At 62.0% G+C, this 26,911-nt stretch carries 23 protein-coding genes and 3 pseudogenes; 19 read left to right on the forward strand and 7 right to left on the reverse strand.

The genetic code is table 11. The features are described 5' to 3' along the window. Nucleotides 1–59: 59 nt before the first annotated feature. Genes ACZYHG_RS22455 through ACZYHG_RS22465 form a run of 3 tightly spaced genes read right to left on the reverse strand, consistent with a single transcriptional unit; the run spans nucleotide 60 to nucleotide 2,536 of the window. On the reverse strand, nucleotides 60–1,274 hold the full coding sequence (locus ACZYHG_RS22455; protein ID WP_464610429.1) for a GNAT family N-acetyltransferase: 1,215 nt from the start codon (nucleotides 1,272–1,274) through the stop codon (nucleotides 60–62). Between the two features lie 55 nt (nucleotides 1,275–1,329). Next, nucleotides 1,330–2,058 (reverse strand): glycerophosphodiester phosphodiesterase, encoded by a 729-nt coding sequence (locus ACZYHG_RS22460; RefSeq protein WP_464610430.1) that lies wholly within the window; start codon nucleotides 2,056–2,058, stop codon nucleotides 1,330–1,332. Nucleotides 2,059–2,071: 13 nt separating this feature from the next. Beyond that, nucleotides 2,072–2,536, reverse strand: coding sequence for a RidA family protein (locus ACZYHG_RS22465; protein ID WP_027029043.1), 465 nt, complete (start codon nucleotides 2,534–2,536; stop codon nucleotides 2,072–2,074). Nucleotides 2,537–2,674: 138 nt separating this feature from the next. On the opposite strand from ACZYHG_RS22465, the gene ACZYHG_RS22470 reads away from it, so the two are divergent. The 5 genes from ACZYHG_RS22470 (at nucleotide 2,675) to tsf (ending at nucleotide 6,418) form a co-directional block, all read left to right on the forward strand. Beyond that, the gene (locus ACZYHG_RS22470; protein ID WP_464610431.1) at nucleotides 2,675–3,505 is read left to right on the forward strand and encodes a cell envelope integrity EipB family protein; all 831 of its coding nucleotides are present in this window, start codon (nucleotides 2,675–2,677) and stop codon (nucleotides 3,503–3,505) included. Nucleotides 3,506–3,541: 36 nt separating this feature from the next. Continuing rightward, complete coding sequence (locus tag ACZYHG_RS22475) at nucleotides 3,542–3,820, forward strand: DUF4031 domain-containing protein (protein ID WP_027029041.1); 279 nt, start codon at nucleotides 3,542–3,544, stop codon at nucleotides 3,818–3,820. Further along, nucleotides 3,817–4,428: a LysE family translocator gene (locus ACZYHG_RS22480; protein WP_464610432.1), complete on the forward strand. Its 612-nt coding sequence runs from the start codon at nucleotides 3,817–3,819 to the stop codon at nucleotides 4,426–4,428. Before ACZYHG_RS22475 ends, ACZYHG_RS22480 begins: the two co-directional genes overlap by 4 nt. 177 nt (nucleotides 4,429–4,605) lie before the next feature. Continuing rightward, on the forward strand, nucleotides 4,606–5,388 hold the full coding sequence (gene rpsB, locus ACZYHG_RS22485; RefSeq protein WP_023777441.1) for a 30S ribosomal protein S2: 783 nt from the start codon (nucleotides 4,606–4,608) through the stop codon (nucleotides 5,386–5,388). A gap of 109 nt (nucleotides 5,389–5,497) precedes the next feature. Beyond that, the gene (gene tsf / locus ACZYHG_RS22490; protein WP_464610433.1) at nucleotides 5,498–6,418 is read left to right on the forward strand and encodes a translation elongation factor Ts; all 921 of its coding nucleotides are present in this window, start codon (nucleotides 5,498–5,500) and stop codon (nucleotides 6,416–6,418) included. A gap of 13 nt (nucleotides 6,419–6,431) precedes the next feature. Here tsf and ACZYHG_RS22495 read toward each other — a convergent pair whose 3' ends face one another. Further along, nucleotides 6,432–7,367: a LysR family transcriptional regulator gene (locus tag ACZYHG_RS22495; RefSeq protein WP_464610434.1), complete on the reverse strand. Its 936-nt coding sequence runs from the start codon at nucleotides 7,365–7,367 to the stop codon at nucleotides 6,432–6,434. 130 nt (nucleotides 7,368–7,497) lie between these two features. Here ACZYHG_RS22495 and ACZYHG_RS22500 point away from each other — a divergent pair, with 130 nt between their 5' ends. The 13 genes and pseudogenes from ACZYHG_RS22500 (at nucleotide 7,498) to lpxB (ending at nucleotide 20,597) form a co-directional block, all read left to right on the forward strand. Further along, a complete protein-coding gene (locus tag ACZYHG_RS22500; RefSeq protein ID WP_464610435.1) occupies nucleotides 7,498–8,025 on the forward strand; it encodes a nuclear transport factor 2 family protein in 528 nt (175 codons plus the stop codon). Nucleotides 8,026–8,061: 36 nt separating this feature from the next. Continuing rightward, nucleotides 8,062–9,171 (forward strand): aldo/keto reductase, encoded by a 1,110-nt coding sequence (locus ACZYHG_RS22505; RefSeq protein WP_464610436.1) that lies wholly within the window; start codon nucleotides 8,062–8,064, stop codon nucleotides 9,169–9,171. A 141-nt stretch (nucleotides 9,172–9,312) separates the two neighbouring features. Then, on the forward strand, nucleotides 9,313–10,035 hold the full coding sequence (pyrH, locus tag ACZYHG_RS22510) for a UMP kinase (RefSeq protein WP_464610437.1): 723 nt from the start codon (nucleotides 9,313–9,315) through the stop codon (nucleotides 10,033–10,035). A 109-nt stretch (nucleotides 10,036–10,144) separates the two neighbouring features. Next, nucleotides 10,145–10,696, forward strand: a complete 552-nt coding sequence (frr, locus tag ACZYHG_RS22515) for a ribosome recycling factor (RefSeq protein WP_027029034.1) — start codon at nucleotides 10,145–10,147, stop codon at nucleotides 10,694–10,696. A 32-nt stretch (nucleotides 10,697–10,728) separates the two neighbouring features. Beyond that, entirely contained in the window at nucleotides 10,729–11,463 is a 735-nt protein-coding gene (locus ACZYHG_RS22520) for an isoprenyl transferase (RefSeq protein WP_464610438.1), read from the forward strand. Continuing rightward, entirely contained in the window at nucleotides 11,460–12,275 is an 816-nt protein-coding gene (locus tag ACZYHG_RS22525; protein WP_464610439.1) for a phosphatidate cytidylyltransferase, read from the forward strand. The genes ACZYHG_RS22520 and ACZYHG_RS22525 overlap by 4 nt, the downstream gene beginning before the upstream one ends. Before the next feature lie 103 nt (nucleotides 12,276–12,378). Next, nucleotides 12,379–13,520: pseudogene (gene rseP, locus ACZYHG_RS22530) on the forward strand (RIP metalloprotease RseP). 217 nt (nucleotides 13,521–13,737) lie between these two features. Further along, nucleotides 13,738–16,105: pseudogene (gene bamA / locus ACZYHG_RS22535) on the forward strand (outer membrane protein assembly factor BamA). 75 nt (nucleotides 16,106–16,180) lie between these two features. Beyond that, entirely contained in the window at nucleotides 16,181–17,236 is a 1,056-nt protein-coding gene (gene lpxD, locus ACZYHG_RS22540; protein WP_464610440.1) for a UDP-3-O-(3-hydroxymyristoyl)glucosamine N-acyltransferase, read from the forward strand. Beyond that, nucleotides 17,229–17,696 (forward strand): 3-hydroxyacyl-ACP dehydratase FabZ, encoded by a 468-nt coding sequence (fabZ, locus tag ACZYHG_RS22545; RefSeq protein WP_464610441.1) that lies wholly within the window; start codon nucleotides 17,229–17,231, stop codon nucleotides 17,694–17,696. The genes lpxD and fabZ overlap by 8 nt, the downstream gene beginning before the upstream one ends. Before the next feature lie 13 nt (nucleotides 17,697–17,709). Beyond that, nucleotides 17,710–18,543 (forward strand): acyl-ACP--UDP-N-acetylglucosamine O-acyltransferase, encoded by an 834-nt coding sequence (gene lpxA / locus ACZYHG_RS22550; protein ID WP_464610442.1) that lies wholly within the window; start codon nucleotides 17,710–17,712, stop codon nucleotides 18,541–18,543. Beyond that, nucleotides 18,515–19,429 (forward strand): LpxI family protein, encoded by a 915-nt coding sequence (locus tag ACZYHG_RS22555; protein WP_464610443.1) that lies wholly within the window; start codon nucleotides 18,515–18,517, stop codon nucleotides 19,427–19,429. Before lpxA ends, ACZYHG_RS22555 begins: the two co-directional genes overlap by 29 nt. Beyond that, nucleotides 19,422–20,597: a lipid-A-disaccharide synthase gene (lpxB, locus tag ACZYHG_RS22560; protein WP_464610444.1), complete on the forward strand. Its 1,176-nt coding sequence runs from the start codon at nucleotides 19,422–19,424 to the stop codon at nucleotides 20,595–20,597. The genes ACZYHG_RS22555 and lpxB overlap by 8 nt, the downstream gene beginning before the upstream one ends. 29 nt (nucleotides 20,598–20,626) lie before the next feature. Here lpxB and gltA read toward each other — a convergent pair. Together gltA and gltX are read right to left on the reverse strand one after the other, a co-directional pair. Next, nucleotides 20,627–21,950 (reverse strand): annotated as a pseudogene (gene gltA / locus ACZYHG_RS22565) (citrate synthase). 183 nt (nucleotides 21,951–22,133) lie between these two features. Then, nucleotides 22,134–23,558, reverse strand: a complete 1,425-nt coding sequence (gltX, locus tag ACZYHG_RS22570) for a glutamate--tRNA ligase (protein WP_464610445.1) — start codon at nucleotides 23,556–23,558, stop codon at nucleotides 22,134–22,136. Between the two features lie 102 nt (nucleotides 23,559–23,660). On the opposite strand from gltX, the gene ACZYHG_RS22575 reads away from it, so the two are divergent. Next, entirely contained in the window at nucleotides 23,661–26,120 is a 2,460-nt protein-coding gene (locus ACZYHG_RS22575; protein ID WP_464610446.1) for a ComEC/Rec2 family competence protein, read from the forward strand. Here ACZYHG_RS22575 and lexA read toward each other — a convergent pair. Then, nucleotides 26,114–26,854: a transcriptional repressor LexA gene (gene lexA, locus ACZYHG_RS22580; protein ID WP_027029021.1), complete on the reverse strand. Its 741-nt coding sequence runs from the start codon at nucleotides 26,852–26,854 to the stop codon at nucleotides 26,114–26,116. The two genes, ACZYHG_RS22575 and lexA, sit on opposite strands and share 7 nt — an antisense overlap. Between the last annotated feature and the right edge of the window lie 57 nt (nucleotides 26,855–26,911).

Raw genomic sequence — 26,911 nt, forward strand, 5'->3', positions numbered from 1 at the left:
TGGCTTAGCGGATTCCGGCTGGGCGGTAAACAGCGGCCGGCGGCAAGCGGGAGGGCCTGTTATTCCTCCAGAACCTTGCGAAACGGGGTATGTTCTTCCAGATATTCGCCCATCCGCTCCACCTCGCGCCGCTCGCGCCTGAGATAGTCGGCCACGGCGTTGCGCAAGCCAGGGTGGGAAATGTAGTGGGCGGAATGCATGGTCACCGGCCGGTAGCCGCGCGCCAGCTTGTGCTCTCCCTGCGCGCCCGCCTCGACCACTTTCAGCTTGCGTTCGATCGCGAAGTCGATGGCCTGGTGATAGCAGACCTCGAAATGCAGGAAGGGATGATCCTCGATGCAGCCCCAGTTGCGGCCATAGAGAGCATCCGAGCCGATGAAATTGATGGCTCCGGCAATGTAGCGCCCGTTGCGTTTGGCCATCACCAGCAGGATGTCGTCCGCCATGCGTTCGCCGATCAGCGAGAAGAACTTTCGGTTCAGATAGGGGCGGCCCCATTTGCGGCTGCCGGTATCCATGTAGAAGGCGAAGAAGTCGTCCCAGGCCTGCTCGGTCAGGTCCTTGCCGGTCAGCCAGTCGATCGTGATGCCTGGGGCAAGCGCCTCGCGTCGTTCCTTCTTCATCGCCTTGCGCTTGCGCGAGGCCAGCGTGGCGAGGAAGTCGTCGTACGTCGAAAAGCCTTCGTTGAAGAAGTGGAACTGCTGATCGGTGCGATGCAGGAAGCCCGCGGCCTCGAGGGTCGCGACGTCGCTCTCCTGCGCAAAGGTTACATGCGCCGAGGACACGCCGAGCTTGTCGGTCACCATTTTGAGACCGGCTGCAAGCCCGGCCTTCACAGCATCCGGATCCTCGCCCTTGCCGACCATCAGGCGAGGGCCGGTGACAGGCGTGAAAGGCACGGCGCATTGCAGCTTTGGGTAATAGTTGCCACCGGCGCGCTCGAAGGCATCCGACCAGCCGTGATCGAACACATATTCGCCTTGGCTGTGCGATTTGAGATAACAAGGGACCGCACCCAGCAGCCTGCCTTGCGCAGTCTCCAGCCGCAGGTGATGTCCTTGCCAGCCGGTGCGCCGCACGGCGCAACCGGAATCTTCCAGGGCGCTCAAAAAAGCGAATGAAACGAGCGGGTTATAGCCATTTTCCGCGTCGCCGCGCGTGGTGCCGGCAAGGCCGTTCCATTCATCGCAGGTGAAAGCACCGATGCCGGCGGCGATGCGGATCGAATAGTCCGCATTTGCTGTTTGCCCGTCACCATCGTCGCCCTGATCCATGAGGCTTATTTAAGCTCCATCCGGGCCGCTACAAGTCACGTTTGAGACACCCCGTTCAAGCGACCTTCACCAGATCGGGTTCGAACCCTTCGAATGTCATCTGATCGGCATATTTGAAGGTCAGGTCGATCGCGGGCTGATCATGCACCGTCCAGGTGATGACGGGCATTTTGAGCTTTTCACGCACGAAGCTGACGAACGGATTGGGCAGGTCGCCGGCGGCGTAGGAGGTGAAGGAGAGCTCGTGGGCGAGCATCGAAAAATGCGCTTCGATCAGCTTGAGGTCCTTGCCGTAGGCAGTCAATCCAGCGGGAATGCCGGGCGCATGTTTGGGGAAGTCGCGGATCAGCCAGTGATCGAACGACATGATCGCTGCCTTGCCCTTGTAGCGCTTGAGCATCTTGCCGACGCGCGCCACGAGGCCTTCGTCGCGGCCGGGAATGCCTTTCAGTTCGACGATCATCGGCACGCGGCCATCGACGAGGTCGAGCGCCTCCTGCAGCGTCGGCACGTGGTCTGATGTGCCGCCAACCCTGAGCGCGGTCAGTTCGGCCGCGCTGCGTTGCCAGACGAAACCGTCCTGTCCGGTCAGCCGTTTCAGGTCGTCATCATGGATGATGATGGGAATGCCATCCGACGACAGATGCACGTCGCATTCGATGGCGTAGCCCCGTTCGGCGGCGGCGGCAAAGGCGGAAAGCGTGTTTTCCCAGCGCGTCTTGTTCATGTCGTGAAAGCCGCGATGGGCCACGGGCCGGGCGGTCAGCCAGGATAGGTCGGTCATGTCAGGCCTTCGCTCATTCGACTTCGAAGATCGCTTCGATTTCCACTGCGGCATTAAGCGGCAGGGAGGCGGTGCCGACGGCTGAGCGGGCATGCTTGCCGCGCTCGCCAAGGGCCGCGACCAGGAAATCGGAGGCGCCGTTGGCAACCAGATGCTGCTCGACAAAGTCGGCGGCGGAGGCGACGAAGACGGTGATCTTCACCAGCTTGCGGATCTTCTCGAGATCGCCAAGTGCTGCCTTGGCCTGCGCCAGAATGTTGATCGCGCAGTATTTTGCCGCGTCCTTGCCGCTTGCCGTGTCGACGTCGCGGCCGAGCAGGCCGCTCGCTTGCAGCTTGCCGTCCTTGAGCGGCAATTGTCCGGCGGTGAACAGCAGATTGCCGGTCCTTGCATAGGGCACGTAGTTGGCGGCGGGTGCGGCGGCGGCGGGAAGCGTCACGCCGAGATCACTTAGCCGCTTTTCGATTGTTTCACTCATTGCTTTTCCCTATTGCTGGAAGGTGCTGCGCTGGCGGGGCCGAAATTGCTATTTTTGCCTCGCTTCCGCCACGACTTTTTTTAAGCTGGACCATCTTTCCCTGCGGCCTGCCATCAGCCGCGACGATCGGAGTACCACATGCGCGCAACGCGCCTTGCATTCCACGCTGTCCTGTTGTCGACGGCCTTCCCGATAGTCCCGGCTTTGGCAGCGCCCGCACTGCAGGCGCATCGCGCCGTGTACGACCTCACGCTCAAGAAGGCTGACGATCGCTCCGGCATCACCGGTATCACCGGCCGCATGGTCTACGAGTTCAATGGTTCTGCCTGCGAAGGCTATACGGTGAAATTTCGTTTTGTCACGCAGATCGCGACCAACGACAACACCAAGCTGACGGACCAGCAGACGACGACTTTCGAGGATGCCGAAGGCAAGACATTTTCGTTCGTGACCAAATCCTTTGTCGACCAGAACCTCGACAAGGAGGTCAAGGGTATCGCCACGAAAGACGCCAAGGGCCTCAAGGTCGATATCGACAAGCCCGAGAAGAACAGTCTGGAACTCGCCGCCACCCAGTTTCCGACCCAGCATCTGGTCGAACTGATCGGCAAGGCCGAGAAGGGCGAAAACTTCTACCAGACGAACCTGTTCGACGGCTCGGAGGACGCCAACAAGGTGATGACCACCACCGTCGTCGTCGGCAAGAAGACCGAAGCCGACAAGGCCGATCCGGAGGCACCGGCGCTGGCGAAGCTTGCCACCGACAAATACTGGCCGGTCGACATCGCCTATTTCGACGACAGCGCCCAGAACGGCGAAGAGGTGCCGGAATACCGGATCAGCTTCAAGCTGCACGAGAACGGCATCACCCGCGATCTCGTCATGGACTATGGCGACTTCTCGATGACCGGCAAGCTGGTCAACCTGTCGCTGTTCGACCAGACGAAGCCTTGCCCGGTCTCGAAATAGCAGGAGTGTGCAATTGGGCTGGCCGCGGCGGGCTTGATGGCTGTCTATGTCGATGCGGCGATCTGGAAGTGGGCCGGCCATCGCTGGTGCCACCTGATGGCCGACGACACCGATGAGCTGCATCGTTTCGCGGCCCAGCTTGGGGTCAAGCGTTCATCCTACCAGGGACCGCCCAAGACATCCGCTCCTCATTATGACATAACCGGTTTCGAGCGCGACCGCGCGGTGCGGCTCGGCGCCATCGAATGCAGCCGCGAGGAGATCGTCGCGATCTTCCGCCGGGTGCGGGTGCCCAACGGAAAGGCCAAGCGATGACACCAACGGCATTTCTGGCGTATTGCGCTGCCGTCACGCTCGCTGCCGCGACACCGGGGCCAGCGATGTTCACGGTCATCACCAATGGCGTGTCGCGCGGGTTTCGTCGCGCCTTCATGGCCGGCGTCGGCGTTGCCGCCGGCGATGCCGTACTGGTCACCCTCGCACTGCTCGGACTGGTGGCCCTGGCCCAGACATTCGAATGGGTCTTCCTGCTGCTCAAATATGCAGGCGCTGCCTATCTGATCTATCTCGATATCCGGATGTGGCGCGCTGCCGCCACAGGACCGACTGAACCGAAGGCTGTTGAAACGAGATTGTCGCGGTCGTTCCTGCTCGGCGCGTCCATTGCGCTCGGCAATCCGAAGGCGATCCTGTTCCACGCCTCGATCATGCCGCTCATCCTGAACCTCGACACCATGACCTTTGCCGATGGCCTGCTGGTGGTGGCTGTGGTCATCACCGTCAACATCGTCACCATGGGTGTCTATGCTGCGCTGGCGGGCCGGGCTTCGGGCTGGTTCAGGACACCCAAGCGCATGCGGTTGATGAACCGGTTTGCCGGCAGCGCCATGATCGGCACCGGAGCGCTGATTGCCGCACGCTGAGCGGTAAAGCGCTGCGGTGCTTGCGTTTGTCGCGCTTCCCCTCTATATGCGCGCTCATTCCACACACGGACTTTGGTGTCTGCCCGGGAGAAATCCGGCTGAAACCTCCGGTGGCGTTCGAGGACTTCGTCCAAAAATGCCTGTGTCCGTGGAGGCTAACCGGAAAGGAAAATGAGAATGGCACTGCCTGATTTCAGCATGCGCCAGCTTTTGGAAGCTGGCATTCACTTCGGCCACCAGACCCACCGCTGGAACCCGAAGATGGCGCCCTACATCTATGGCGCCCGCAACAACATCCACATCATCGACCTCTCGCAGACGGTGCCTTTGCTGCACCAGGCGCTGAAGCAGGTTTCCGACACTGTCGCCAAGGGCGGCCGCGTGCTGTTCGTCGGCACCAAGCGCCAGGCGTCCGACATCGTTGCCGATGCGGCACAGCGTTCGGCCCAGTACTATGTCAACTCGCGTTGGCTCGGCGGCATGCTGACCAACTGGAAGACGATCTCGAACTCGATCCAGCGCCTGCGCAAGCTCGACGAGATGCTGGCCGGCGAGGCCCAGGGCCTCACCAAGAAGGAGCGCCTGAACCTCGACCGCGAGCGCGAGAAGCTCGACAAGGCGCTGGGCGGCATCAAGGACATGGGCTCGACGCCCGACCTGATGTTCGTGATCGACACCAACAAGGAAGCGATCGCCATCCTCGAGGCCAAGCGTCTCGGCATTCCGGTTGTCGCCATCATCGATTCGAACTGCGATCCGGACAAGATCGACTTCCCGATCCCCGGCAATGACGACGCGGCCCGTGCCATCCAGCTCTATTGCGACCTGATCGCCAAGGCTGCGATCGACGGCATCGCCCGCCAGCAGGGCGCGCTCGGCGTCGACATCGGCGCTTCGGTCGAAGCACCGGTCGAGCCGGCACTCGATCCGGCTCCGGCATCGGAAGCCCCCGAGGCTTGATAATCGAAGGCCGGCAACGGCCTTCATCTTTCTCATATTTTGGCACGCTAAACAGACGCACCATCGAATACCGATGGTGCGTCGGTGCATTCTAGACAAAGAGGCGACAATGAGCATTTCGGCTGCACAGGTCAAAGAACTCCGCGACTTGACCGGCGCGGGCATGATGGACTGCAAGGCGGCGTTGACCGAGACCAACGGCAACATGGAAGAGGCCGTTGACTGGCTGCGCAAGAAGGGTATTTCCAAGGCCGACAAGAAGGCCGGCCGCACTGCTGCCGAAGGCCTGATCGGCGTCGACAATGGCGTGCGCGAGGCAGCCGTCGTTGAGGTCAACTCCGAGACCGACTTCGTTGCCCGCAATGCCGCGTTCCAGGAAATCGTCGCCAACGTTGCCAAGGTCGCGCTGGCCTATGGCACGACTGAGGCTGTCGCTGCCGCAAAGTACCCGGGTTCGGACAAGTCGGTTACCGACACGATCAAGGACGCTGTCGGCACCATTGGCGAGAATCTGGGCTTCCGCCGCTCGGCCAAGCTGACCGTTCCGCACGGCGCGGTCGCCACCTACGTCCACAACGCGGTTGCCGACGGCCTTGGCAAGCTCGGCGTGCTGGTCGCGATCGAAACCACGGGCAATGAGCATGCCGCCAACGCCTTTGGTCGCCAGGTCGCCATGCATGTCGCTGCCACCAACCCGCTGGCGCTGACCGCGGAGCAGATTGATCCAGCGGCGGTCGAGCGCGAGAAGGCGATCTTCTCCGACCAGGCGCGCCAGTCCGGCAAGCCGGAAGCGATCATCGAGAAGATGGTCGAAGGCCGCCTGCGTAAATTCTACGAGGAAGTCGTGCTGCTGAAGCAGGCCTTCGTGCTCAATCCCGACATCACCGTCGAGAAGGCGCTGAAGGATGCCGAGAAGGACATCGGCGCACCGGCCAAGATCACCGCCTATTTGCGCTTCGCGCTCGGCGAAGGCATCGAAAAGGAAGAGACCGATTTCGCGGCGGAAGTCGCGGCGGCGGTTAAGAAGTAAGATTCCTAACGCTTTATTCCGACTGTGTTTTTCGGCCGGGCGCCCGCAGGTATGCCCGGCCGATTTCGTTTGCGGTGTCGATGAAGGCCCGCAGTTTCGGCGCCATCGCCGCCCGGCGCGGGAAGTAGAGGAACAGGCCAGGTTCCTCGATCGCTGATTGCGGCAGGACCTGCACTAACCGGCCGGCGCCAAGATCCGCCCGCACCAGCGGTTCGAAGACATAGGCAAGGCCGACGCCTGCGAGCGCCAGGTCTATCGCGGCCAGCGAATCCGTGACGTTGACGGTGCCCTTCGCCACCACAACGACATCCTTGCCGTCTTCTGTCAGATCCCAGCGATAGAGCGCACCGGAGCGAACCAGCCGGTAACCGATGCAATTGTGGTTGGCGAGATCGGCCACGCCGCGCGGACGGCCGTGCTTTCCGACATAGGCTGGCGATGCGACCATCACGGCCTTGAACGGCGGCGTGAGCCGGACAGTGACCATGTCTTGCGCAATCATTTCGCCCAGCCGGATGCCGGCGTCGAAACCCTCGCCGACAATGTCGACCAGCCCCTGGTCGGTGAGTAATTCAACTGTCACATCCGGATAACGCTCGGCCATCGCCGCGACGACGGGCGTCACGGCCAGCGGAATGGCGATGTTGGGGACATTGAGCCTGAGCAGGCCCGACGGCCGGCCCTTGATGGCGCGGATGCGGTCCATCCGCTCGGCAATGTCCTGAAGGGCAGGGGCCGCCGTCTCCACCAGCGCCTTGCCAGCTTCCGTCAGCGAAACGCTGCGCGTCGTGCGCGCAAACAGCGGCTGACCAATACGCTCTTCGACAAGGCGCACCGCATGGCTGACGGCGGACGGACTCATACCGAGTTCGGCCGCGGCAAGCGCAAAGCCGCCGCGCCGGGCAACGGCAATGACAACGGGCAGATGGGTAAGCAGATCCCGGTTCATTCATGCATGATATCGCATAGTCTTTGCAAACAATGCAATCTTATTGATGCCAATGCGGTGGCCCACATTGTCGCCAACGACATCGGTGCTCACACATCGGCAATCGCTGATGGCATCAAGGAGAAGAGACATGAACGCGTTGAAGCACGTAACTTTCGCGGCAGGCATGGCGCTGGCGCCGATCGATGCCGGAGGCGCCGAACCATCCGACTGGCGGGCGCTCACGGACGAACGCGCGGTCATCCGCATCGCCGATGCCATCGACCGTGCCGTCGACGCGCAGGACTGGAGACTGGCGCGCAGCTATTTCGCGGATCGGGTTACCGCCGATTTCAGCAGCCTGTCCGGGCAGCCCGCGGCCAACATCGCCTCCGACGACCTGATCGGTGCCTGGGCCGGCAACCTCAAGGCCGGCAAGACAAGCCTGCATCTGCGCACAAATCACCAGATCGTGCTCGAGGCGGATACGGCGACGGTCCGTTCCAACGGCTATGCCTGGAACCGGATGGAAGGCAATGGCGACCCGCTTTGGGAAGTCTGGGGCACCTATGAGCATCACCTGACGCGCTCCGCTGGCGGCTGGAAGGTCGACGGCTTCGCGTTCCGCATGACGCATGAGCGCGGCAACCCTTGGGTCAAGGCGACGCCTGGCCAGTGAGCCGGCGGCATTCATCACCAGCATTGGAAGACGATCATGACCATGACCTATTACACTCTTGGCAACAGCGGCCTCCGGGTCAGCCGGCTGGCGCTGGGCACGATGACCTTCGGCACGGAATGGGGCTGGGGCACAGACAGGGAAACCGCTCGCGCCATGGTTGACGCCTATGTCGAGGCGGGCGGCAGTTTCTTTGACACCGCCGATCTCTATACGGGTGGCACCGCCGAAACTTGGCTCGGCGAATTCATTGCCGAGCGGGGCTTGCGCGACAGGGCGGTGATCGCCACCAAATTCACGTTCAACGCGGAACCCGGCAATCCGAACGCCGGCGGCAACGGCCGCAAAAATATCTTGCGCGCCGTCGACGCATCGCTCAAGCGATTGGGCACCGATTACATTGATCTCTACCTCCTGCATGTATGGGACGGGCTGACACCGGTCGAAGAGGTCATGCGCACGATGGACGATCTTGTGCGGGCAGGCAAAATTCGCCATGTCGGCCTGTCCGACGTGCCGGCCTGGTATGCCGCCCGCGCGCAAACGATCGCCGAATTGCGCGGCTATGAACCGGTGTCGGCGCTGCAGCTCGAATATTCGCTCGCCGAGCGTTCGATCGAGCACGAGTTCGTGCCTTTCGGAACCCGTTACGGCGCCGGCATCATGGTGTGGAGCCCGCTGGCAAGCGGCCTGCTCAGCGGCAAGTACCGTCCGACCCAGGACGGCAATGCCGGTCGGCTCGACGGTTTTCGCAACACCACACATCCGGGGTTCCAGAAATTCACCGAGCGCAACTGGGCGATCGTGGCCGAGCTCGAAAAGATCGCCTCCGAGCTCGGGCGCAGCATGGCTGAGGTCGCGCTCAACTGGGTAGCAACGCAACCGGGCGTCGCCAGCGTGATCCTCGGCGCGACCAAGCTGGCGCAACTGCGGGACAACCTTGCCGCGCTTGATTTCATGCTTCCAGACGCACATCGCGCCAGGCTCGATGCGGTCAGCAAAACGCCACCGCCGTTTCCCTATTCGTACTTCGGTTCCGAAATTCAGGCCCGTGTTACCGGTGGTGCGGTGACCGGCAACAAGCCGGCGGGTTATGCGCCGCCGCTGCTGGTCGAGGGCGCCGCCGTGAGCATTACCAGCCGCTGACAGACGACGACGGGCAGGCAGATTTGGGTGAAGGGCGCCGCGTGACATCGCGGCGCCCTTCGTGTATCGGAACCCAGTGTTTTGGGATCGCGCCCGCGCGGATGCATGCCCGGACGCCACATGCAAAATGACGAGGCCCAGATGACGGTGAAGCCCCTCTACCGACGTGTCTTGCTGAAAGCGTCGGGCGAAGCATTGATGGGCGAACAGCATTTCGGCATCGATGTCTCAGTCGTCGATCGTATCGCCAGCGATATTGCCGAAGCGCGCGCGCTGGGCATCGAGGTCGGCGTCGTCATCGGCGGCGGCAACATCTTTCGCGGCGTCGCCGTTGCCTCCAAGGGCGGTGATCGCGTCACCGGCGACCACATGGGCATGCTCGCCACGGTCATCAATTCGCTGGCGCTGCGCACCTCGCTGAACAAGATCGGCGTCGACGCCGTGGTGCTTTCGGCGATCGCCATGCCCGAGCTTTGCGAGAGCTTCTCGCAGCGCCAGGCAGATGCGTATATGAACCAGGGCAAGGTGGTGATCTTTGCCGGCGGTACCGGCAATCCGTTCTTCACCACTGATTCGGCCGCGGCACTGCGCGCCGCCGAAATCGGCGCGGATGCGCTGTTCAAGGGCACACAGGTCGACGGCGTTTACTCGGCCGATCCGAAGAAAGACCCGAATGCGACCCGTTTCGAGCGCATCAGCCATGGTGAAGTCATAAAACGCAGCCTCTCCATCATGGATACGGCTGCAATTGCACTTGCGCGCGAAAACAACATTCCGATAATCGTCTATTCGATCCACGAAAAAGGTGGTTTCGGCGATATTCTGAGGGGCGGCGGCCGCTGTACGGTCGTCGCGGACGATTGATCCGGGGCCTGATCCCTAAAAAGGGGAAACCGGCTTTTCGAAAATCAGGCTCGAACGGGGCCTTGCCCCGAAGCAGTGAACCCGCGGCAGACGGGTCGAGGAGACTAAAATGAGTGAGTACGACGATCTCAAGCGGCGCATGGATGGGGCAATCGCGGCATTCAAGCATGATCTGGCTTCTTTGCGGACCGGTCGCGCCTCCAGCAATCTGCTCGATGCGATCCAGGTGCAGGCCTATGGCACGTCTATGCCCATCAACCAGGTGGCCAATGTCTCGGTGCCGGAGCCGCGTATGATCTCGGTGTCTGTCTGGGACAAGGCGATGGTCAGCGCGGTCGACCGCGCCATTCGCGAATCCAATCTGGGCTTCAACCCAATCGTCGACGGCACCAATCTCAGGATTCCGCTGCCGGAGCTCAACGAGCAGCGCCGTAAGGAACTGGTCAAGATCTCGCACACTTATGCCGAGAATGCCCGTGTCGCCGCGCGCCATGTGCGCCGCGACGGCATGGACTTCCTGAAGAAGGCTGAGAAGGACGGCACCATCAGCGAGGACGATCAGCGCAAGCGTTCGGACCAGGTCCAAAAGCTTACCGACGAGACAATCAGCACCATCGATCATCTGCTTTCCGACAAGGAAGCTGAAATCATGCAGGTTTAGGGTTGGCCTTAGGCCGACCCGAAAGCGAGATCATGACAACGCCCGCGCATGTCGCGATCATCATGGATGGAAATGGACGCTGGGCCAAGGCGCGTGGCATGCCGAGGCTCGCGGGTCACCGCGCTGGCGTCGAGGCGCTGCGCAAGACGGTGCGCGCGGCACCCGGTCTCGGCATCTCCTTCCTGACCGTCTATGCGTTCTCATCGGAGAACTGGTCGCGGCCGAAGTCCGAGGTCAGCGACCTGTTGGGACTGTTGAAGTTGTTCATCCGCCGTGACCTGGCCGAACTGCACCAGAGCGGCGTGCGGGTCAGGATCATCGGCGACAGGGCAGGGCTGCAGGCCGACATCAGAGGGCTGCTCGACGAGGCCGAATCGCTGACATCAGGCAACGAAGCGCTGACGCTGGTGATCGCCTTCAACTATGGCGGACGTGACGAGATCGTCCGCGCGGCCCGCAAGCTTGCTTCGGCCGTGGCGCGCGGCGAAATCGACAGCGAGGCAATCACCGCCGAAAGCTTTGCCGGCTCTCTCGACACACAAGGGATTCCGGATCCGGAGCTGGTCATACGCACCAGCGGCGAGCTTCGCCTGTCCAACTTCCTGTTGTGGCAGGCCGCCTACAGCGAGCTCGTCTTCCTGCCTTGCTATTGGCCAGACTTCAGTCGCGAGCATCTCGCTGAAGCCTTGCGCGAATTCGCCGGCCGCGAGCGTCGCTTTGGCGGACATGGGCCGCAGGACGTCGCGTCGCGACCGGCCGCGGGATGAGCAATCTCCAGCTTCGCGTCATTTCAGCGGTTGTCCTTGCCATCGTCGCCCTTGGCCTGACCTGGCTTGGCGGCCTGCCTTTCCGATTGCTGTGCGCGGCCATGTCGGGGATGATCTTTTACGAGTGGACGCGCATGTCGCGGCCCATGTCGACCAATGGACTGGGCTTCCTGCCAGAAGCGCTGATGGTCGTTTTCATTGGCGCCTTGATTGCCGGCCTTCCAGCATTCTGGCTGCTGCCGCTTGTCGTCACCCTGATTGTCGTGACAGCGATAGCCGCCTTGGTTCGCAACAGCGGGCAGTGGGACGCGTGCGGCCTTGCCTATGCCAGCGTGTCCGGCCTGTCGCTTGCCTTGCTGCGCGACGGCGATCATTCGGGCCTCGTCGCCATCCTGTTCCTGTTCGCGGTCGTCTGGGCGACCGACATTTTTGCCTATTTCGTCGGGCGCACTGTGGGCGGTCCCAAACTGGCGCCGTCGATTTCGCCCGGCAAGACGCGCAGCGGCGCACTCGGTGGCGCGGTTGGCGGTGTCGTTGCCGGGCTGATTCTGGCCGCGGTTGCCGGTGCCGGCAATCTGGCGCTTCTCGGTCTGGTGGCGCTCGTGCTCTCGATTGTTGCCCAGGCCGGGGACCTGTTCGAATCATGGGTCAAACGGCGGCACGGCTGCAAGGATTCGGGCATGCTCATTCCAGGCCATGGCGGGGTCATGGACCGTGTCGACGGGCTTGTCGCAGCGGCTCTGGCTCTATACGTCATCGGCTGGATTTCGGCGGGCGCCGATCATCCGGCGCAGGGCCTGTTTCCCATTTGAACGATGTCATTTCGTGATCCGGCACCAGGCGTGCCTTGGATTCGCCCGGATTGATGTCACAGTCACGGCGCTACTGTGCCGCGGAAGAATTTGAGGGTTTGTCTTGAACGAGATTCTTCACGCGCTTTTCAGCACGGACGGCTTGCTTCTCGGCACGCTCGTGCCGTTTCTCTTCGTGCTGACCGTGGTGGTGTTTGTCCATGAAATGGGCCACTACCTCGTCGGTCGCTGGTGCGGCATCGGCGTCAAGGCCTTCTCGATCGGCTTTGGTCCCGAACTCATCGGCTTCAATGACAGCCATGGCACGCGCTGGAAGCTGTGCGCCATACCGCTTGGCGGTTATGTCAAATTTGTTGGCGACATGAACGCCACCTCCAGCCAGCCGACGTCGGACGAGTTGGAAACGCTGACCGACGAGGAGCGCAAGGTTGCCTTCCACACCCAGGCGATCTGGAAGCGCGCTGCGACGGTGGCGGCCGGGCCTCTGTTCAATTTCCTGCTGACGATCGTCGTCTTTTCCGTGCTGTTTGCCACCTATGGGCGTTATGTCGCAGAGCCCATGGTGGCCGAGGTTACAACAGACAGTCCGGCGGCAAAGGCCGGCATTCAGCCCGGCGACCAATTCGTCAGCGTCGACGGCAGCAAGGTGGAAACCTTCGGTGACGTGCAGCGGCTGGTCTCGGGCCGCGCCGGCGATGTCATCACCTTTGTCATGCTGCGCGATGGCAAGGAAGTCACGGTGACCGCGAGCCCGCAGCTGATGGAGCAGGAAGACGCGCTCGGCAACAAGGTCAAGGTCGCGGTGATCGGCGTCGTCAACAACAAGGAACTCGGCCAGCCTCGTCTCATCACCTATTCACCGGTCGGCGCCGTTGCGGCAGCTGTCGAGGAAACCGGCCACGTCATCGAGCGCACCGGCCAGTTCATGCAGCGCTTCGCCGTCGGGCGCGAGGACAAGTGCCAGCTGGGTGGTCCGGTCAAGATCGCCGACATGGCCGGCAAGGCGGCCAAACTGGGTTTCGAGTGGCTGGTGCAACTCGTCGCACTGCTGTCCGTGGGGATAGGCATTCTAAACCTTTTGCCGATTCCCCCCTCGACGGCGGCCATCTCTTGTTCTACGGGGTGGAGGCCGTCATCCGCCGTCCGGTGTCGGAACGGATGATGGAAATGGCCTATCGGGCCGGTCTGCTTCTGGTCTTGTGCTTCATGGGGTTCGTGTTCTGGAACGATCTGTTTGGATGCTGAAATCATGAAGGAATTTGGCCTGGGCATGGTCGATGTTGAGACGCCGTTTACCATGCACGGGGATATGAGTGACGCGAAAGCCACGCACCAGGGTTAAGTAAATACAAATTAACCAGAAGCCTTGCGTGTAGGGAAAATCCGGTTAATACGGTAGGGGAAATTACCGCACGTCCGGTTTTCTCGCCGTGGGGACTACGAGAAAAGGTTATTAAGCCCGATGAAGGCAGCTTCCAAGTTTCTGAACGCCGCGTCAGCGGCGGCACTGTCCGCGGCTCTGGTTGTGCCGGGTGCGCTCGCAGTGCAATTCGTTGCCACATCGACGGCTGAAGCCGCTGTCGTCAGCAGGGTTGAGGTGAGCGGCAACCAGCGTGTCGACGCCGAAACCATCCGCAATTACATCACCATCAAGCCGGGCAAGGCCTTCTCCAGTTCCGACATCGACGCGGCCGTCAAGGCGCTGTTCGGCACCGGCCTGTTCTCGGACGTCCAGATCAACCAGGTCGGCTCGACGCTGGTGGTCAAGGTTGCCGAATACAAGGTCGTCAACCAGGTGCTCTTCCAGGGCAACAAGAAGATCAAGGACCCCGCGCTGCAGATGGCTATCCAGCTGAAGCCGCGCGGCACGTTCTCGCAGGCGACCCTCGATGCCGACGTCGAGCAGATCAAAGCCGCCTACAAGCATATCGGCCGCGACGATGCTGGTGTGACCCCGCAGGTCATGGACCTCGGCGACAACCGCGTGAATGTGCTTTTCAAGATCACCGAAGGTGACCGCACGCAGATCGCGGCCATCAATTTTGTCGGCAACAGCGCCTATTCTAGCCGCCGCCTGTCGGACGTGATCAACACCAAGCGCTCCTCCTGGGTTTCGTTCATCCTGCGCGACGACGTCTACGACGAGGACAAGCTGCGCGCCGACCAGGAGCTGCTGCGCCGCTTCTACTACAATCACGGCTATGCCGACTTCCAGGTCGTGTCCGCGGTCGGCGAACTCGACAGTGCGACGAACAAATACACGGTGACGATCACCGTCCAGGAAGGCACTCGTTACAATTTCGGCGATATCAGCGTCGAAAGCACGATCCCGGAAGTCGAACTCGAAGTCGCTGGAATCGGTGGTCCTGACCCGCAAGGGCGATGTCTACAACGCCAAGGACGTCGAGGACTCGATCATCGCGCTTACCGAGAAGGTGGCCGGTTCCGGCTATGCCTTCGCGCAGGTGACGCCGCGCGGCGACCGCAACTTCGAGAACCATACGATTTCGGTGGTCTACACCATCGACCAGGGCACCAAGGCCTATGTCGAGCGCATCGAGATCCGCGGCAACGATCGTACGCGTGATTACGTCATCCGCCGCGAATTCGATGTCAGCGAGGGCGACGCATTCAACCAGGTGCTCATCCAGCGCGCCAAGAAGCGCCTGGAGAACCTCGATTACTTCACGTCGGTCGATATTTCGACAGTCCCGGGATCGGCGCCCGACCAGGTCGTTCTGGTGGTCACCGTGGTCGAGAAGTCTACGGGTGAGTTCTCGATCGGCGCCGGCTATTCGACCGGCGGCGATACGGCGGGTCCGTCCGTCGAAGGATCGATCACCGAGCGCAACTTCCTTGGCCGTGGCCAGTTCATCAAGATTTCAGCCGGCGGCGGCAAGAATTCGCGCGACTATAGCCTGTCCTTTACCGAGCCCTATTTCCTCGGACGGCGCATCGCGGCGGGCTTCGACATCTACAAGTCGACGCGGCAATACAACAACAACTATGACAGCGATACCACAGGCGCGACGATCCGTTTCGGCCTGCCGATCACCAACAACATCACGACCCAGCTGGCGTATAATATCGCCCAAGAAAAATATAAGGTGGACGACAGCTGCAATCCCACCGATGCGATTCCGCAGGGCACCTGCAACATTTCCACGGCCATCTTGAACGGCATAGAGCAGAGCCCGTGGATCAAATCTTCAGTCAGCCTGGGGTTGGTCTACAACACCATCGACGACATGAAGAACCCGCACGAAGGTATCTATGCCAACACGACCGTCGAAGTGGCGGGTCTGGGCGGCGATGCGAAGTTCGTGAAGATCACGGGACGCGGCAGCGTCTATCAGACGCTGTCCGAGTCGCTTGACCTTGTCGGCCTCATTTCGGGCGGCGCAGGCCATGTCGAAGGTTACGGTAGCGACGGCCTCCGCATTTTCGATCAGTTCCAAAGCTCTGACAGGATGATCCGCGGCTTTGCCTATGGCGGCATTGGCCCGGTGGACCCAAGTACCGGAGACCATCTCGGCGGTACGACCTATTTTAATGCTTCCGCGGAGGCTCAGTTTCCGTTGCCAGTCGTGCCCGAGAGCTTTGGCCTGCGTGGGGCTGTGTTTGCGGACGCTGCGACCCTGTATGGTAGCGCCATCAAAACCTCCTTCACGCAGGAATCCACTGATTTGGAACTGCGCGCATCGGTGGGTCTTGGCCTGATGTGGGCTTCGCCGTTCGGGCCGATCCGTATCGACTATGCGATCCCGGTCAAGAAGCAAGCTCACGACGACGTGCAGGAATTCAACTTCGGCATATCGACCCGCTTCTGATCGGCGGCCAACGATGCTCCCGGATTTTACGGATCCGGGAGAAATGTTCCGACCTAGCTGGATATAGCTTCTGGAATGACCGATCCGGTGTTCTTCGCGCCATCACGCCGGTATACGGCGGCCGAAGTCGCGAATCTGACCGGCTCGGTGCTTGTCGATTCCGGCCATTCCAACATATTTATCGAGGCGCTCGCACCGGCGAGCGAGGGCGGTGCCAATGCGCTGGTCTTCGTTGATGGCAAGCGCAATTCCGCGTTGATGCCGTCGCTGCGGGCAGCCGCGGTCCTTTGCCCGACGGAATTCGCCAGCAAGGCTCCGGCCGGCGTTGCCGTCCTGACCCATCCACGGCCGCAACAGGCCTTCGCGCTGATCGGTCGGCTGCTGTTCCCCGCGGCAGCCACGCCGGGGCCAATGACCGGTGAGACCGGTGTTTCGCCGCATGCCCATGTCCATCCGACCGCGCATGTCGAAGCCGGCGCCATCATCGAGGCCGGCGTGGTCATCGGCCCCGGCGCCTCGATCGGCAGCGGCACCGTCGTCGCGCCAAACGCGGTGATTGGACAGTCCTGCCAGATCGGCCGTGACGGCTATATCGGCCCGGGCGTCAGCGTCCAGTATGCCTTGATCGGCAACCGGGTCATCATCCATGGCGGTGCCAGGATCGGCCAGGATGGCTTTGGCTTTGTCGGCGGCGCCAAGGGGCCGGAACGCGTTCCCCAGATCGGGCGAGTTGTCATCCAGGACGATGTCGAGATCGGCTCCAACACGACGGTCGATCGCGGCGCCATGTCCGATACGATCATCGGCCAGGGCACCAAGATCGACAATCTCGTGCAGATCGCCCATAACGTCCGCATCGGGCGCAATTGCATTATCGCGGGACTTTCGGGTATTTCGGGTTCGGTCGTCGTGGGTGACAATGTCACCATGGGCGGCGGCGTCGGGCTTGCGGATCACCTGACCATCGGGTCTGGGGCCAAGCTTGCCGCCAGAAGTGGATTTATGAGCAATGTCCCTGCCGGCGAGATCTGGGGTGGCTACCCGGCACAGCCGATGGCGGAAGCAATGCGGGAGATAGCCATGTTGCGCACGATGGCCAGGGCACGCAAGCAGGGCAACGGAAATGGCTGATATGGTGGCGGCGACAACGCTGGAAGCGGTCGACATCATGGGGCTGATGAAGCTCCTGCCGCATCGCTATCCCTTTCTGATGATCGACCGCATTGTCGACATCGATGGCGATAGCTCGGCCGTCGGCATCAAGAACGTTACCATCAACGAGCCACATTTTCAGGGCCATTTCCCTGAGCAGCCGGTCATGCCAGGCGTGCTGATCGTCGAGGCCATGGCACAGACGGCCGGCGCCATCTGCATCCGCAGCCTTGGAGCATCGAAGCCGTCGCTGGTCTATTTCCTGACCATCGACAACGCCAAATTCCGCAAACCGGTCGTTCCTGGCGACCAGTTGAAAATCCACGTCAAGAAAATCAAGAAGCGCGGCAACCTGCTCAAATTCGCCTGCGAAGCCATGGTCGAAGGTACCAAGGTGGCCGAGGCCGAGATTTCAGCCATGATGGTCACCGGCGACTGACGATCGGGTGCTTATGAAAATCAAAACTTCAATCCATCCATCCTCCGTCGTGGAAGAAGGCGCTCAAATTGGCGGAGGTGTCCGTATAGGGCCGTTTTGCCACATCAGCGCCGATGCCGTGATCGGCGACGGTGTCGAACTGGTCAGCCATGTCTCGGTGATGGGCGCGACGACCATCGGGGCGTCGACCAAGGTCTATCCGATGGCGACACTGGGCGCGCCGCCGCAGAACACCAAGCACAAGGGCGGTCGCACCACGCTGGTCATCGGCGCCAACTGCACCATCCGCGAAGGTGTGACCATGCATGTCGGCACCGATACCAGCCGCGGCGAGACCTCGGTCGGCGACAATGGCAATTTCCTCGCTTACGCCCACATCGCCCATGATTGCGTTGTCGGCAACAATGCCACCTTTGCCAATGGCGCAACGCTGGGCGGCCACTGCGAGATCGGCAACAACGTCTATATTGGCGGCCTCAGCGCCGTGCATCAATTCGTGCGCGTCGGCGACAACGCTTTCCTCGGCGGATGCTCGGCGTTTGTCGGCGATGTCATCCCCTATGCCATTGCCGTTGGCAACCGCGCCAGCCTGCGCGGCCTGAATATCATTGGCCTGAAGCGGGCCGGCCTGCCGCGCGCGGAAATCTACCTGCTGCGCAAAGCCTACAGGACGATTTTCGATCGTTCCCGCACGGTTGCCGAGAATGTCGAGCTGGCCAAGGCGGAATTCGCCTCGTCGCCGACAGCCATGAAGATCATCGATTTCATCTCCAGCCGCGGCAAGCGGCACTATGCCGTGCCGTCGCTGAAGGGCGGCGATGGCGACGACGTCGATGATGAAGACTGAGGTCGTCGCGAGGGGTCTCGATCTTTCGCCTGATGCCAGGGTCGGCATCATCGCCGGTGGCGGCAGTCTGCCGGTCGAAGTCGCGGCCGGTGCGGCCGGGCAGGGCTACCCGCCCTTCATCATTCTCATGGAAGGTGAGGCCGACCGACTGGCCGAATTGCGCCAGTATGAGCATGAGACCCTTGCCCTGGAGGCCATCGGCTCACTGCTCCCCTTGCTCAGACGCCACGGGATCACCCACCTGGTGCTCGCGGGTGAGATCAGGCGCAGACCGAGACTGACACATCTGCGCCCAAGCCTCAGCCTGCTTGCGGTCATACCGCTTGTCGTGATGGCACTCGCACGCGGCGATGACGGCCTGCTGAAGGTCGTGGCGCGAGGCCTGGAGGCGCGTGGAATAAGGGTCGTCGGCGCCCACGAAATCGTTCCGACCCTCGTTGCCGCCGAGGGCGTGTTGACGAAAGCAGCGCCCAGGGATTCGGATCGGCGCGACATCGAAGCGGGGCTCGCCGCGGCGAAGGCCATCGGGGCGCTGGATATCGGCCAGGCGGCGATAGCGATCGGCGGCCGCGTCATCGCGCTGGAAGGCATTGAGGGGACGGCTGGATTGCTCGACCGGGCGAAGCTGCTGCGCGGCCACGGCCGTATTGCGGGCAAGACCCGTGGCGTTCTCGTCAAATGCGCCAAGCCCGGTCAGGAGCTGCGCGCGGATCTTCCTTCCATTGGCCCGCAATCAGTTGAAGCCGCGCATGCGGCCGGGCTTGCCGGCATTGCCGTCGAGGCAGGACGTTCGCTTGTTCTGGAAGGCCCTGCGACCATCGCCCGGGCCAATGCGCTTGGCCTCTTCATCGTCGGTTTGCCTGCTGTGGAGCCGGCTAATGGTTAATGACAGGCCGCTCAGGATTGCCATTGTCGCTGGCGAAGAGTCCGGAGACGTACTTGGCGCCGACATCGTGCGTTCGCTGAAACAGGCGACCGGTCGCGATGTGCAACTCCTCGGCCTTGGTGGCCGCCATCTGCAGGCCCTGGGCCTGGTATCGCCATTCGATGCCGGCGAGATCGCACTCATGGGGTTCACCGCCGTCCTGCGCGACCTGCCTCGGCTGATGCGGCGGATCAATCAGTTGGCCAAGACCGTTGCTCAGGAAAAGCCGGACTGCCTGGTCACCATCGACAGCCCGGATTTTTCGCTGCGCGTGGCCAGGAAAGTGCGCGCGGCCAATCCGTCGATCCCGATCATCCACTATGTCTGCCCGAGTGTATGGGCGTGGCGGCCGGGCAGGGCGGCGGCAATGAAACCCTATGTCGACCATATCCTCTGCATCCTGCCGTTCGAGGTCAAGGAACTGGAACGGCTCGGTGGTCCGCCTGGCACTTATGTCGGGCATCGCCTCACCCATGATGCGGGCGTGCTGGCGGCGGCGAAGGCGCAAGACCTGCCGCGCGACCTGTCCGCGGATCGCGTCAAGACATTGCTGGTCCTGCCCGGTTCACGGCGCGGCGAGGTGCGAAGGCTGCTCGAGCCATTTGGCGAGACCGTGTCGATGCTGAAGGCTCGCGGGCATCGCCTGCGGCTGATGCTGCCGACAGTGCCGCATGTCGCGGAGCTCGTCCGCGCTGGCGTCACCCGATGGGACGAAAAGCCCGAAATCATCGTCGATCCCCAGCGCAAATGGCAGGCCTTCGGCAAGGCCGATGCCGCGCTGATCGCGTCTGGGACCGTATCGCTGGAACTCGCGCTGGCAGGCGTCCCGATGGTCTCAAGCTACAGGCTCGACCCCATCGCGCGTGCCGTTGCGCCCTATTTCGTTTCGGTCTGGTCGGCGCTGCTGCCCAATTTGATCGCCGATCGTGCGCTTATTCCGGAGTTCTACAACGAGTACGTCAAGCCGAACAATCTGGCCCGGCAGATGGAAGCATTGTTCGCCGACAGCGGCATGCGAGCCTGGCAGAGGCAAGGCTTTGCCGAGATCGCCAGGCGCATGGCGACCGACAAGCCATCTGGCGAGATCGCGGCGGGCGTTGTGCTGCGCTACGCAAAAAAGGCGCCCTGAGGCGCCTTTTTCAATTCAATAGGCCCAGATCAGCGCTTGGCGATCGGAACGTAGTCACGCTCCGGCGCGCCGGTGTAGAGTTGGCGCGGGCGGCCGATCTTCTGGCGCGGATCCTCGATCATTTCCTTCCACTGCGCGATCCAGCCGACGGTGCGCGCGACCGCGAACAGCACGGTGAACATGGTGGTGGGGAAGCCCAGCGCCTTCAGCGTGATGCCGGAGTAGAAGTCGACGTTCGGGTAGAGCTTCTTCTCGATGAAGTAGGGATCGGTCAGCGCGATCTTTTCCAGTTCCATGGCGATGTCGAGCAGCGGGTCGTCCTTGATGCCGAGCTCGCCCAGAACCTCATGCGCGGTCTTCTGCATGATTTTCGCACGCGGATCATAGTTCTTGTAGACGCGGTGACCGAAGCCCATCAGCCGGAACGGGTCGTTCTTGTCCTTGGCACGGGCGATGAACTCCGGAATGTGATCGACATGACCGATCTCGCCCAGCATGTTCAGTGCCGCTTCATTGGCGCCACCATGGGCCGGGCCCCACAGGCAAGCAATGCCGGCCGCGATGCAAGCGAACGGGTTGGCGCCCGACGAGCCGGCAAGACGAACCGTCGAGGTTGAGGCGTTCTGCTCGTGATCGGCGTGCAGGATGAAGATGCGTTCCATGGCGCGCGCCAGCACCGGGTTGATCTTGTACTCCTCGCACGGCACGGCGAAGCACATATGCAGGAAGTTGGCGGCGAAGTTCAGCTCGTTCTTCGGGTAAATGAAGGGCTGGCCGATGTGGTATTTGTAGGCCATGGCGGCGATCGTCGGCATCTTGGCGATCAGCCGCATGGAAGCGACCATGCGCTGGTAGGGATCGGAGATGTCGGTGGAGTCGTGATAGAAGGCCGACAGCGCGCCGACCACGCCGCACATCACCGCCATCGGGTGCGCGTCGCGGCGGAAGCCGGTGAAGAAACGCGACATCTGCTCGTGCACCATGGTGTGGCGCGTCACGCGGTAGTCGAAATCGTCCTTCTGCGCCTTGGTCGGCAATTCGCCATAGAGCAGGAGATAGCAGACTTCGAGGAAGTCGCCGTGCTCGGCCAACTGGTCGATCGGGTAGCCGCGATGGAGAAGAATACCAGCATCGCCGTCGATGAAGGTGATTTCGGACTCGCAGCTTGCGGTCGAGGTGAAGCCGGGATCGTAGGTGAAGGCGCCGGTCGTGCTGTAGAGCGAGGCAATGTCGATGACGTCGGGGCCGACGGAGCCGCTTCGCACCTTGAACTCGTGAGTTCTTGCCGGCGAACTCAAGCGTTGCCGTAGCCTCTTGGCCGCCCACATCCAGTTTTTTCGCAGCTTCGGTCATTGCAAACTCCTTCTTGTTTCCTCATGCCGGCAAGGGCAAATTCTGCAGAGCGACACGTCGAAATCACCGCAATGCGCGTATTCGCCACCGCATTTCAGGAGGTGCGTGCCAGATTGGGCCAAGGCCTAATGTTGCACTGCGAAACGCGCCTTTCAATGCCAATCTTCTTGGGCCAGTTTGCTCCTAATCGATTTGATCCGCTATGCGCGCCAGGCTCTCCTCGCGCCCGAGCACGGCAAGCACGTCGAACACACCCGGCGAGGTGCTCTTGCCGGTCAGCGCGGCCCGTAAAGGTTGGGCCACGGCACCGAGCTTGTGGCCGCCAGCCAGTGCAACCTCGCGGATCGCAGCCTCGGCCGCGGCAGCCGTCCAGTCACCTGAAAGCGCGTTCAAAGCTTCGTGAGCGCCACGCAGGATCTTGCGGGCATCGTCATTGAGCAGGAGGGTTGCCTTGTCGTCGATCGGCAGCGGCCGCGTGGCAAACAGGAAGGCAGCGCCGTCGACGAGCTCGACCAGTGTCTTGGCGCGCTCCTTCAGGCCCGGAAGAGCTGCCAGAAGCTGCGCCTTGTTGCGATCGTCAAGACGCGCGGCCATTGCCGGACCGCCCTCGAGATAGGGCAAGGTGGCGATGAAGATGTCGAACAGCTCGGCGTCGGCCATCTTGCGCATATGCGCGCCGTTGATCGCCTCCAGCTTGGCGAAGTCGAAGCGGGCCGCGCCCTTGTTGACGTCGCCGATGTCGAACCAGGAGATCATGTCCTTGATCGACATGATCTCGTCGTCGCCATGGCTCCAGCCCAGGCGCGCCAGGTAGTTGAGCAACGCCTCCGGCAGATAGCCCATGGCGCGATAGGCCTCGACGCCGAGCGCGCCATGCCGCTTCGACAGTTTCGCCCCATCGGCACCGTGGATCAGCGGGATGTGCGACATCGACGGCACGTCCCAGCCCATGGCGTTGTAGATCACGGTCTGGCGGGCGGCATTGGTCAGGTGGTCGTCGCCACGGATGATGTGCGTGACACCCATGTCGTGATCGTCGACGACGACGGCATGCATGTAGGTCGGGTTGCCGTCCGAGCGCAGGATGATGAAATCGTCGAGATCCTTGTTAGGGAAGCGCACCTCGCCCTGGACGCGGTCGTGCACGACCGTCTCGCCCTCGGTCGGCGCCTTGATGCGGATCGCGCCCTTGACGCCGGCCGGTGCCTCGGACGGGTCGCGATCGCGCCACTGGCCGTTGTAGCGCGGCGGCAGGCCCTTGGCCCGGGCAGCCTCACGCATCGCCTCGAGCTCGGCTGGCGTCTCGTAGCTGTAATAGGCCTTGCCCATGCGCACGAGTTCCTCTGCCACCTCACGGTGGCGCGGTGCGCGCTCGAACTGCGATATGGCCTCGCCGTCCCAGGAAAGCCCAAGCCAGGTCAGCCCATCCAGAATGGCCTGGGTAGCCGCCTCGTTGAAGCGTTCGCGATCTGTATCCTCGATGCGCAGCACCATCGTGCCGCCGGTGTGCTTTGCGAACAGCCAATTGAACAGCGCCGTGCGCGCGCCACCGATGTGCAGGTAGCCGGTGGGCGAGGGGGCAAAACGGGTGACGACCTTGTCGGGCATGGAACTCTCGGAAACCATCTTAAACGGGGTGCTGGTGCACGGACTTTCGCGCGTTGCGCGTTCATGTAGCATAGGGCGTCAGGGGTGCAAGGGGCAGACCCGATGGCGGGAAGAGGCCGGGGCTTGGATCAGGGCGAGGACGCCAGTGTCGGCGTCAGCGAGCGGTCCCTGTTTGCGATGCCTTTGCCGACCTCGCCGTCGCCATCACCTGTCATTCCAGGTGCTGGCAATCAACCCTTGCAGGCGGATATTCCAGCGCCAGTTTCGCCCGCTAACGGCAGGATTGCGCTGGTCCGTCGGCAACTTGGCCAAGCTTCATTGCCGCGCCTGCGCCATAGCGTGGCCAAGGCGGCGGAGTTGGAGCTTGACCGGGGCATCGCCTTCCTGCTGGTGCCGGTCTGCCTGGCGGTTGGGGCGATCGCCTATTTTTCGCTGGCCGCAGAGCCTGATTTCCCAAGGCTCATCGCGGTCGTCGTGCTGACGGGGATATGTGCGCTTGTCTCGCGTTCCTGGCCGAAAACCCATCTGTGCTTCATGGCGGCGCTGCTGTGCGCTCTGGGTTTGCTCGCAGGCAAGGTCGAGACATGGCGGGTCGGAACGCAGATGCTGGGTTCGGAAATCTCGACACAACTGACCGGGCGTGTGGTCTCGCTCGAGCAAATGGAAACTGGCCGCATCCGACTGACCATCGACGTGACAGCGACCGCCCGGCCGAAACTGCGCTACGTGCCGGAAAGGGTACGGCTTTCGGCGCGCAAGATACCGCCAGAGATGACCGCCGGCTCACTCATCACCGGCTATGCCAAACTGTTGCCGCCAACTGGTCCGGTGCGGCCGGAGAGCTACGACTTTTCCTTCGACAGCTATTTCGCTGGCATCGGCGGCAGCGGCTTCTTTCTAGGCAATCCAAAAGTTGTGTCGGCCAGCGACGATGACATGCCGATCTCGGCCCGTCTTTCCTCAGGAATAGAAAATGCCCGTGAAGCCATCGCCGATCATATCAGGGGCACGGTCAGCGGCGCCGAAGGCGAGATCGCGGCGGCGCTGATCGTCGGCGTGCGTGCCGGCATTCCCGATGAAATCAACGAAGCGATGCGGCGCACCGGCATTTATCACATCATCTCCATTTCGGGTCTGCACATGGCGCTGGTCGCCGGCACAATCATGGGTCTGTTGCGCGGCGCCTTCGCGCTGTTTCCAGATTTTTCCGCGCGCCGGCCGGTGAAAAAATACGCGGCCACCGCAGCGCTGGTCTCGATCGCTGCCTATCTCGTCATTTCGGGCGTCGTCGTTGCTGCCGAGCGTAGCTTCATCATGCTGGCGGTGATGCTGATTGCAGTGCTGTTCGATCGGGCAGCGCTGACCATGCGCAATCTGGCCATCTCGGCGATCGCCGTCATTGTGGTGTCGCCGCATGAGGTGGTCGGCCCAAGTTTTCAGATGTCCTTTGCAGCGACGGCCGCACTTGTCGGCGCATATGCTGGCTGGGCGGATCACCGTGCGGGAAAGTCCAGACCACCGCCCCCAAAGCGATCCTTGCCCGGTTTCCTAGCGCGAAAATTTCTGCTGGCGACAGGCGGATTGGCCATGACCTCCATCATAGCCGGGAGTGCCACAGCGCTGTTTGCCATCTGGCATTTCCAGCGCGTGTCGCCGCTCAGCCTGGTCGCCAATTTGGCGATCATGCCGATTGTATCGGTCGTGATGTTTCTGGCCGTGGCCAGCGCGCTCTTGATGCCATTTGGGCTGGATTGGCCTGCGCTTTATCTGATGGGCAAAGGCCTGACCGCAATGATCGCCATATCGGCGTGGATATCGGATCGCTCTCCAGTCGATGGGGTTGGCCTGATTTCCCAACAGTCCGTCTTGCTGGTGACGATTGCCCTGGTTATCGCGACCACGGCGACGACATGGCTTCGGCTGGCGGCGGTTCCCTTCGTTCTCGCCAGTGTGCTGACCATCCCGGATACGCGAACACCGGATGTGTTGATCTCGGAGGACGCCAGGCTGGTTGCAATGCCGATCGGAGGCGGCGAACTCGCTGTTAGCCGCGCGCGTCCAAACGAATTCATGGTCGACAATTGGAAACGCGCGTTGCGATCCGAAGCCATCGTCGTGCCGGAAACCTTCACCAGAGGTGACGGACAATTCGAGATCGCGGACGCTACAGAACTGCCGCCAGGAGTGCCGTTCTATTGCACTGACGGCGTCTGTGTGGCCAAGCACACGTCCGGTGCGATCATTGCTTATGTCGAAGACCGCAAGGACACCTGGAAAGCCTGCGGCTTCGCCGATTTGATCGTTGTCAATGACGCAACGGGCTATGATTCCTGTCACAACCCGCTGGTTCTCGTCATCACCAAGCGGCAACTTGCTCGCAAAGGCAGTGCGGCCGTCTTCTTCGACAACCAATCGGCGGTCACGCCGGCAATCGTCAGCTTCGCCGTGGACAGTCCGTACCGACCCTGGCACGCGCAACGCAAATTCTCACATGAGGCGAGGGGTCTGCCACCTTACAAGAAACCCGAAAAGCCAGCCGTTAAACCGCCGCCGCTTCAGTAGCGCCTGATCAGTCCGACGAGCTTGCCTTGCACCTTCACCCTGTCGGGCCCGAAGATGCGCGTCTCATAGGCCGGATTGGCGGCTTCAAGCGCAATCGAGGCGCCCTTGCGGCGGAACCGCTTCAGCGTCGCTTCCTCCTCATCCACCAGCGCCACGATGATCTCGCCAGGCTGGGCGGTATCGGCATTGCGGATGATGACGGTGTCACCGTCGAAGATGCCGGCCTCGATCATCGAGTCGCCCTTGACCTCCAGCGCATAATGTTCGCCACCCATGATCATGTCCGGCGGCACCGAGATCGAATGCGTCTGATGCTGAATGGCATCGATCGGCACGCCGGCGGCGATACGCCCCATCACAGGGATCGACACCGCCGAAACCACGTCGTCATCATTGCCGGCAGCAGGCAGGCGCGATGGTGTTGCAGGCTTGAGCTGGCGGCCAAGGCCGCCCTGACCAAGACTGCCCTGGATGACGCTTGGCGAGAACTTCTTGGCAGCGTTGAGACCCGGCGCGATTGAATCCGGCAGCCGCAGCACCTCCAGCGCGCGTGCCCGGTTGGGCAGCCGCCTGATAAAACCGCGTTCCTCCAGTGCCGTGATCAGACGATGGATGCCTGACTTGGAGGCGAGATCGAGCGCCTCCTTCATCTCGTCGAAGGACGGCGGGATACCGCTTTCCTTCAGCCGTTCATGGATGAACATCAAAAGTTCATGTTGCTTGCGCGTCAGCATGGCGGCCCCCAAGGCATTGAACGAAGGGTCTGAACCAGAATCGAAAAACAAACCCAG

This window comes from Mesorhizobium subarcticum (assembly GCF_055456085.1).

What these genes read in the sequence shown, in the direction of transcription:
- ACZYHG_RS22495 (WP_464610434.1), bottom strand. Translation starts at nt 7,367, where the DNA reads ATGAACCGGGATCTGCTTACCCATCTGCCCGTTGTCATTGCCGTTGCC.
- ACZYHG_RS22465 (WP_027029043.1), bottom strand. Translation starts at nt 2,536, where the DNA reads ATGAGTGAAACAATCGAAAAGCGGCTAAGTGATCTCGGCGTGACGCTT.
- ACZYHG_RS22455 (WP_464610429.1), bottom strand. Translation starts at nt 1,274, where the DNA reads ATGGATCAGGGCGACGATGGTGACGGGCAAACAGCAAATGCGGACTAT.
- ACZYHG_RS22505 (WP_464610436.1), top strand. Translation starts at nt 8,062, where the DNA reads ATGACCATGACCTATTACACTCTTGGCAACAGCGGCCTCCGGGTCAGC.
- lpxD (WP_464610440.1), top strand. Translation starts at nt 16,181, where the DNA reads ATGACCGATCCGGTGTTCTTCGCGCCATCACGCCGGTATACGGCGGCC.
- ACZYHG_RS22520 (WP_464610438.1), top strand. Translation starts at nt 10,729, where the DNA reads ATGACAACGCCCGCGCATGTCGCGATCATCATGGATGGAAATGGACGC.
- lpxA (WP_464610442.1), top strand. Translation starts at nt 17,710, where the DNA reads ATGAAAATCAAAACTTCAATCCATCCATCCTCCGTCGTGGAAGAAGGC.
- ACZYHG_RS22470 (WP_464610431.1), top strand. Translation starts at nt 2,675, where the DNA reads ATGCGCGCAACGCGCCTTGCATTCCACGCTGTCCTGTTGTCGACGGCC.
- ACZYHG_RS22460 (WP_464610430.1), bottom strand. Translation starts at nt 2,058, where the DNA reads ATGACCGACCTATCCTGGCTGACCGCCCGGCCCGTGGCCCATCGCGGC.
- ACZYHG_RS22555 (WP_464610443.1), top strand. Translation starts at nt 18,515, where the DNA reads ATGGCGACGACGTCGATGATGAAGACTGAGGTCGTCGCGAGGGGTCTC.
- ACZYHG_RS22575 (WP_464610446.1), top strand. Translation starts at nt 23,661, where the DNA reads ATGGCGGGAAGAGGCCGGGGCTTGGATCAGGGCGAGGACGCCAGTGTC.
- ACZYHG_RS22500 (WP_464610435.1), top strand. Translation starts at nt 7,498, where the DNA reads ATGAACGCGTTGAAGCACGTAACTTTCGCGGCAGGCATGGCGCTGGCG.
- lexA (WP_027029021.1), bottom strand. Translation starts at nt 26,854, where the DNA reads ATGCTGACGCGCAAGCAACATGAACTTTTGATGTTCATCCATGAACGG.
- ACZYHG_RS22525 (WP_464610439.1), top strand. Translation starts at nt 11,460, where the DNA reads ATGAGCAATCTCCAGCTTCGCGTCATTTCAGCGGTTGTCCTTGCCATC.
- fabZ (WP_464610441.1), top strand. Translation starts at nt 17,229, where the DNA reads ATGGCTGATATGGTGGCGGCGACAACGCTGGAAGCGGTCGACATCATG.
- ACZYHG_RS22480 (WP_464610432.1), top strand. Translation starts at nt 3,817, where the DNA reads ATGACACCAACGGCATTTCTGGCGTATTGCGCTGCCGTCACGCTCGCT.
- ACZYHG_RS22475 (WP_027029041.1), top strand. Translation starts at nt 3,542, where the DNA reads ATGGCTGTCTATGTCGATGCGGCGATCTGGAAGTGGGCCGGCCATCGC.
- frr (WP_027029034.1), top strand. Translation starts at nt 10,145, where the DNA reads ATGAGTGAGTACGACGATCTCAAGCGGCGCATGGATGGGGCAATCGCG.
- tsf (WP_464610433.1), top strand. Translation starts at nt 5,498, where the DNA reads ATGAGCATTTCGGCTGCACAGGTCAAAGAACTCCGCGACTTGACCGGC.
- lpxB (WP_464610444.1), top strand. Translation starts at nt 19,422, where the DNA reads ATGGTTAATGACAGGCCGCTCAGGATTGCCATTGTCGCTGGCGAAGAG.
- pyrH (WP_464610437.1), top strand. Translation starts at nt 9,313, where the DNA reads ATGACGGTGAAGCCCCTCTACCGACGTGTCTTGCTGAAAGCGTCGGGC.
- rpsB (WP_023777441.1), top strand. Translation starts at nt 4,606, where the DNA reads ATGGCACTGCCTGATTTCAGCATGCGCCAGCTTTTGGAAGCTGGCATT.
- gltX (WP_464610445.1), bottom strand. Translation starts at nt 23,558, where the DNA reads ATGCCCGACAAGGTCGTCACCCGTTTTGCCCCCTCGCCCACCGGCTAC.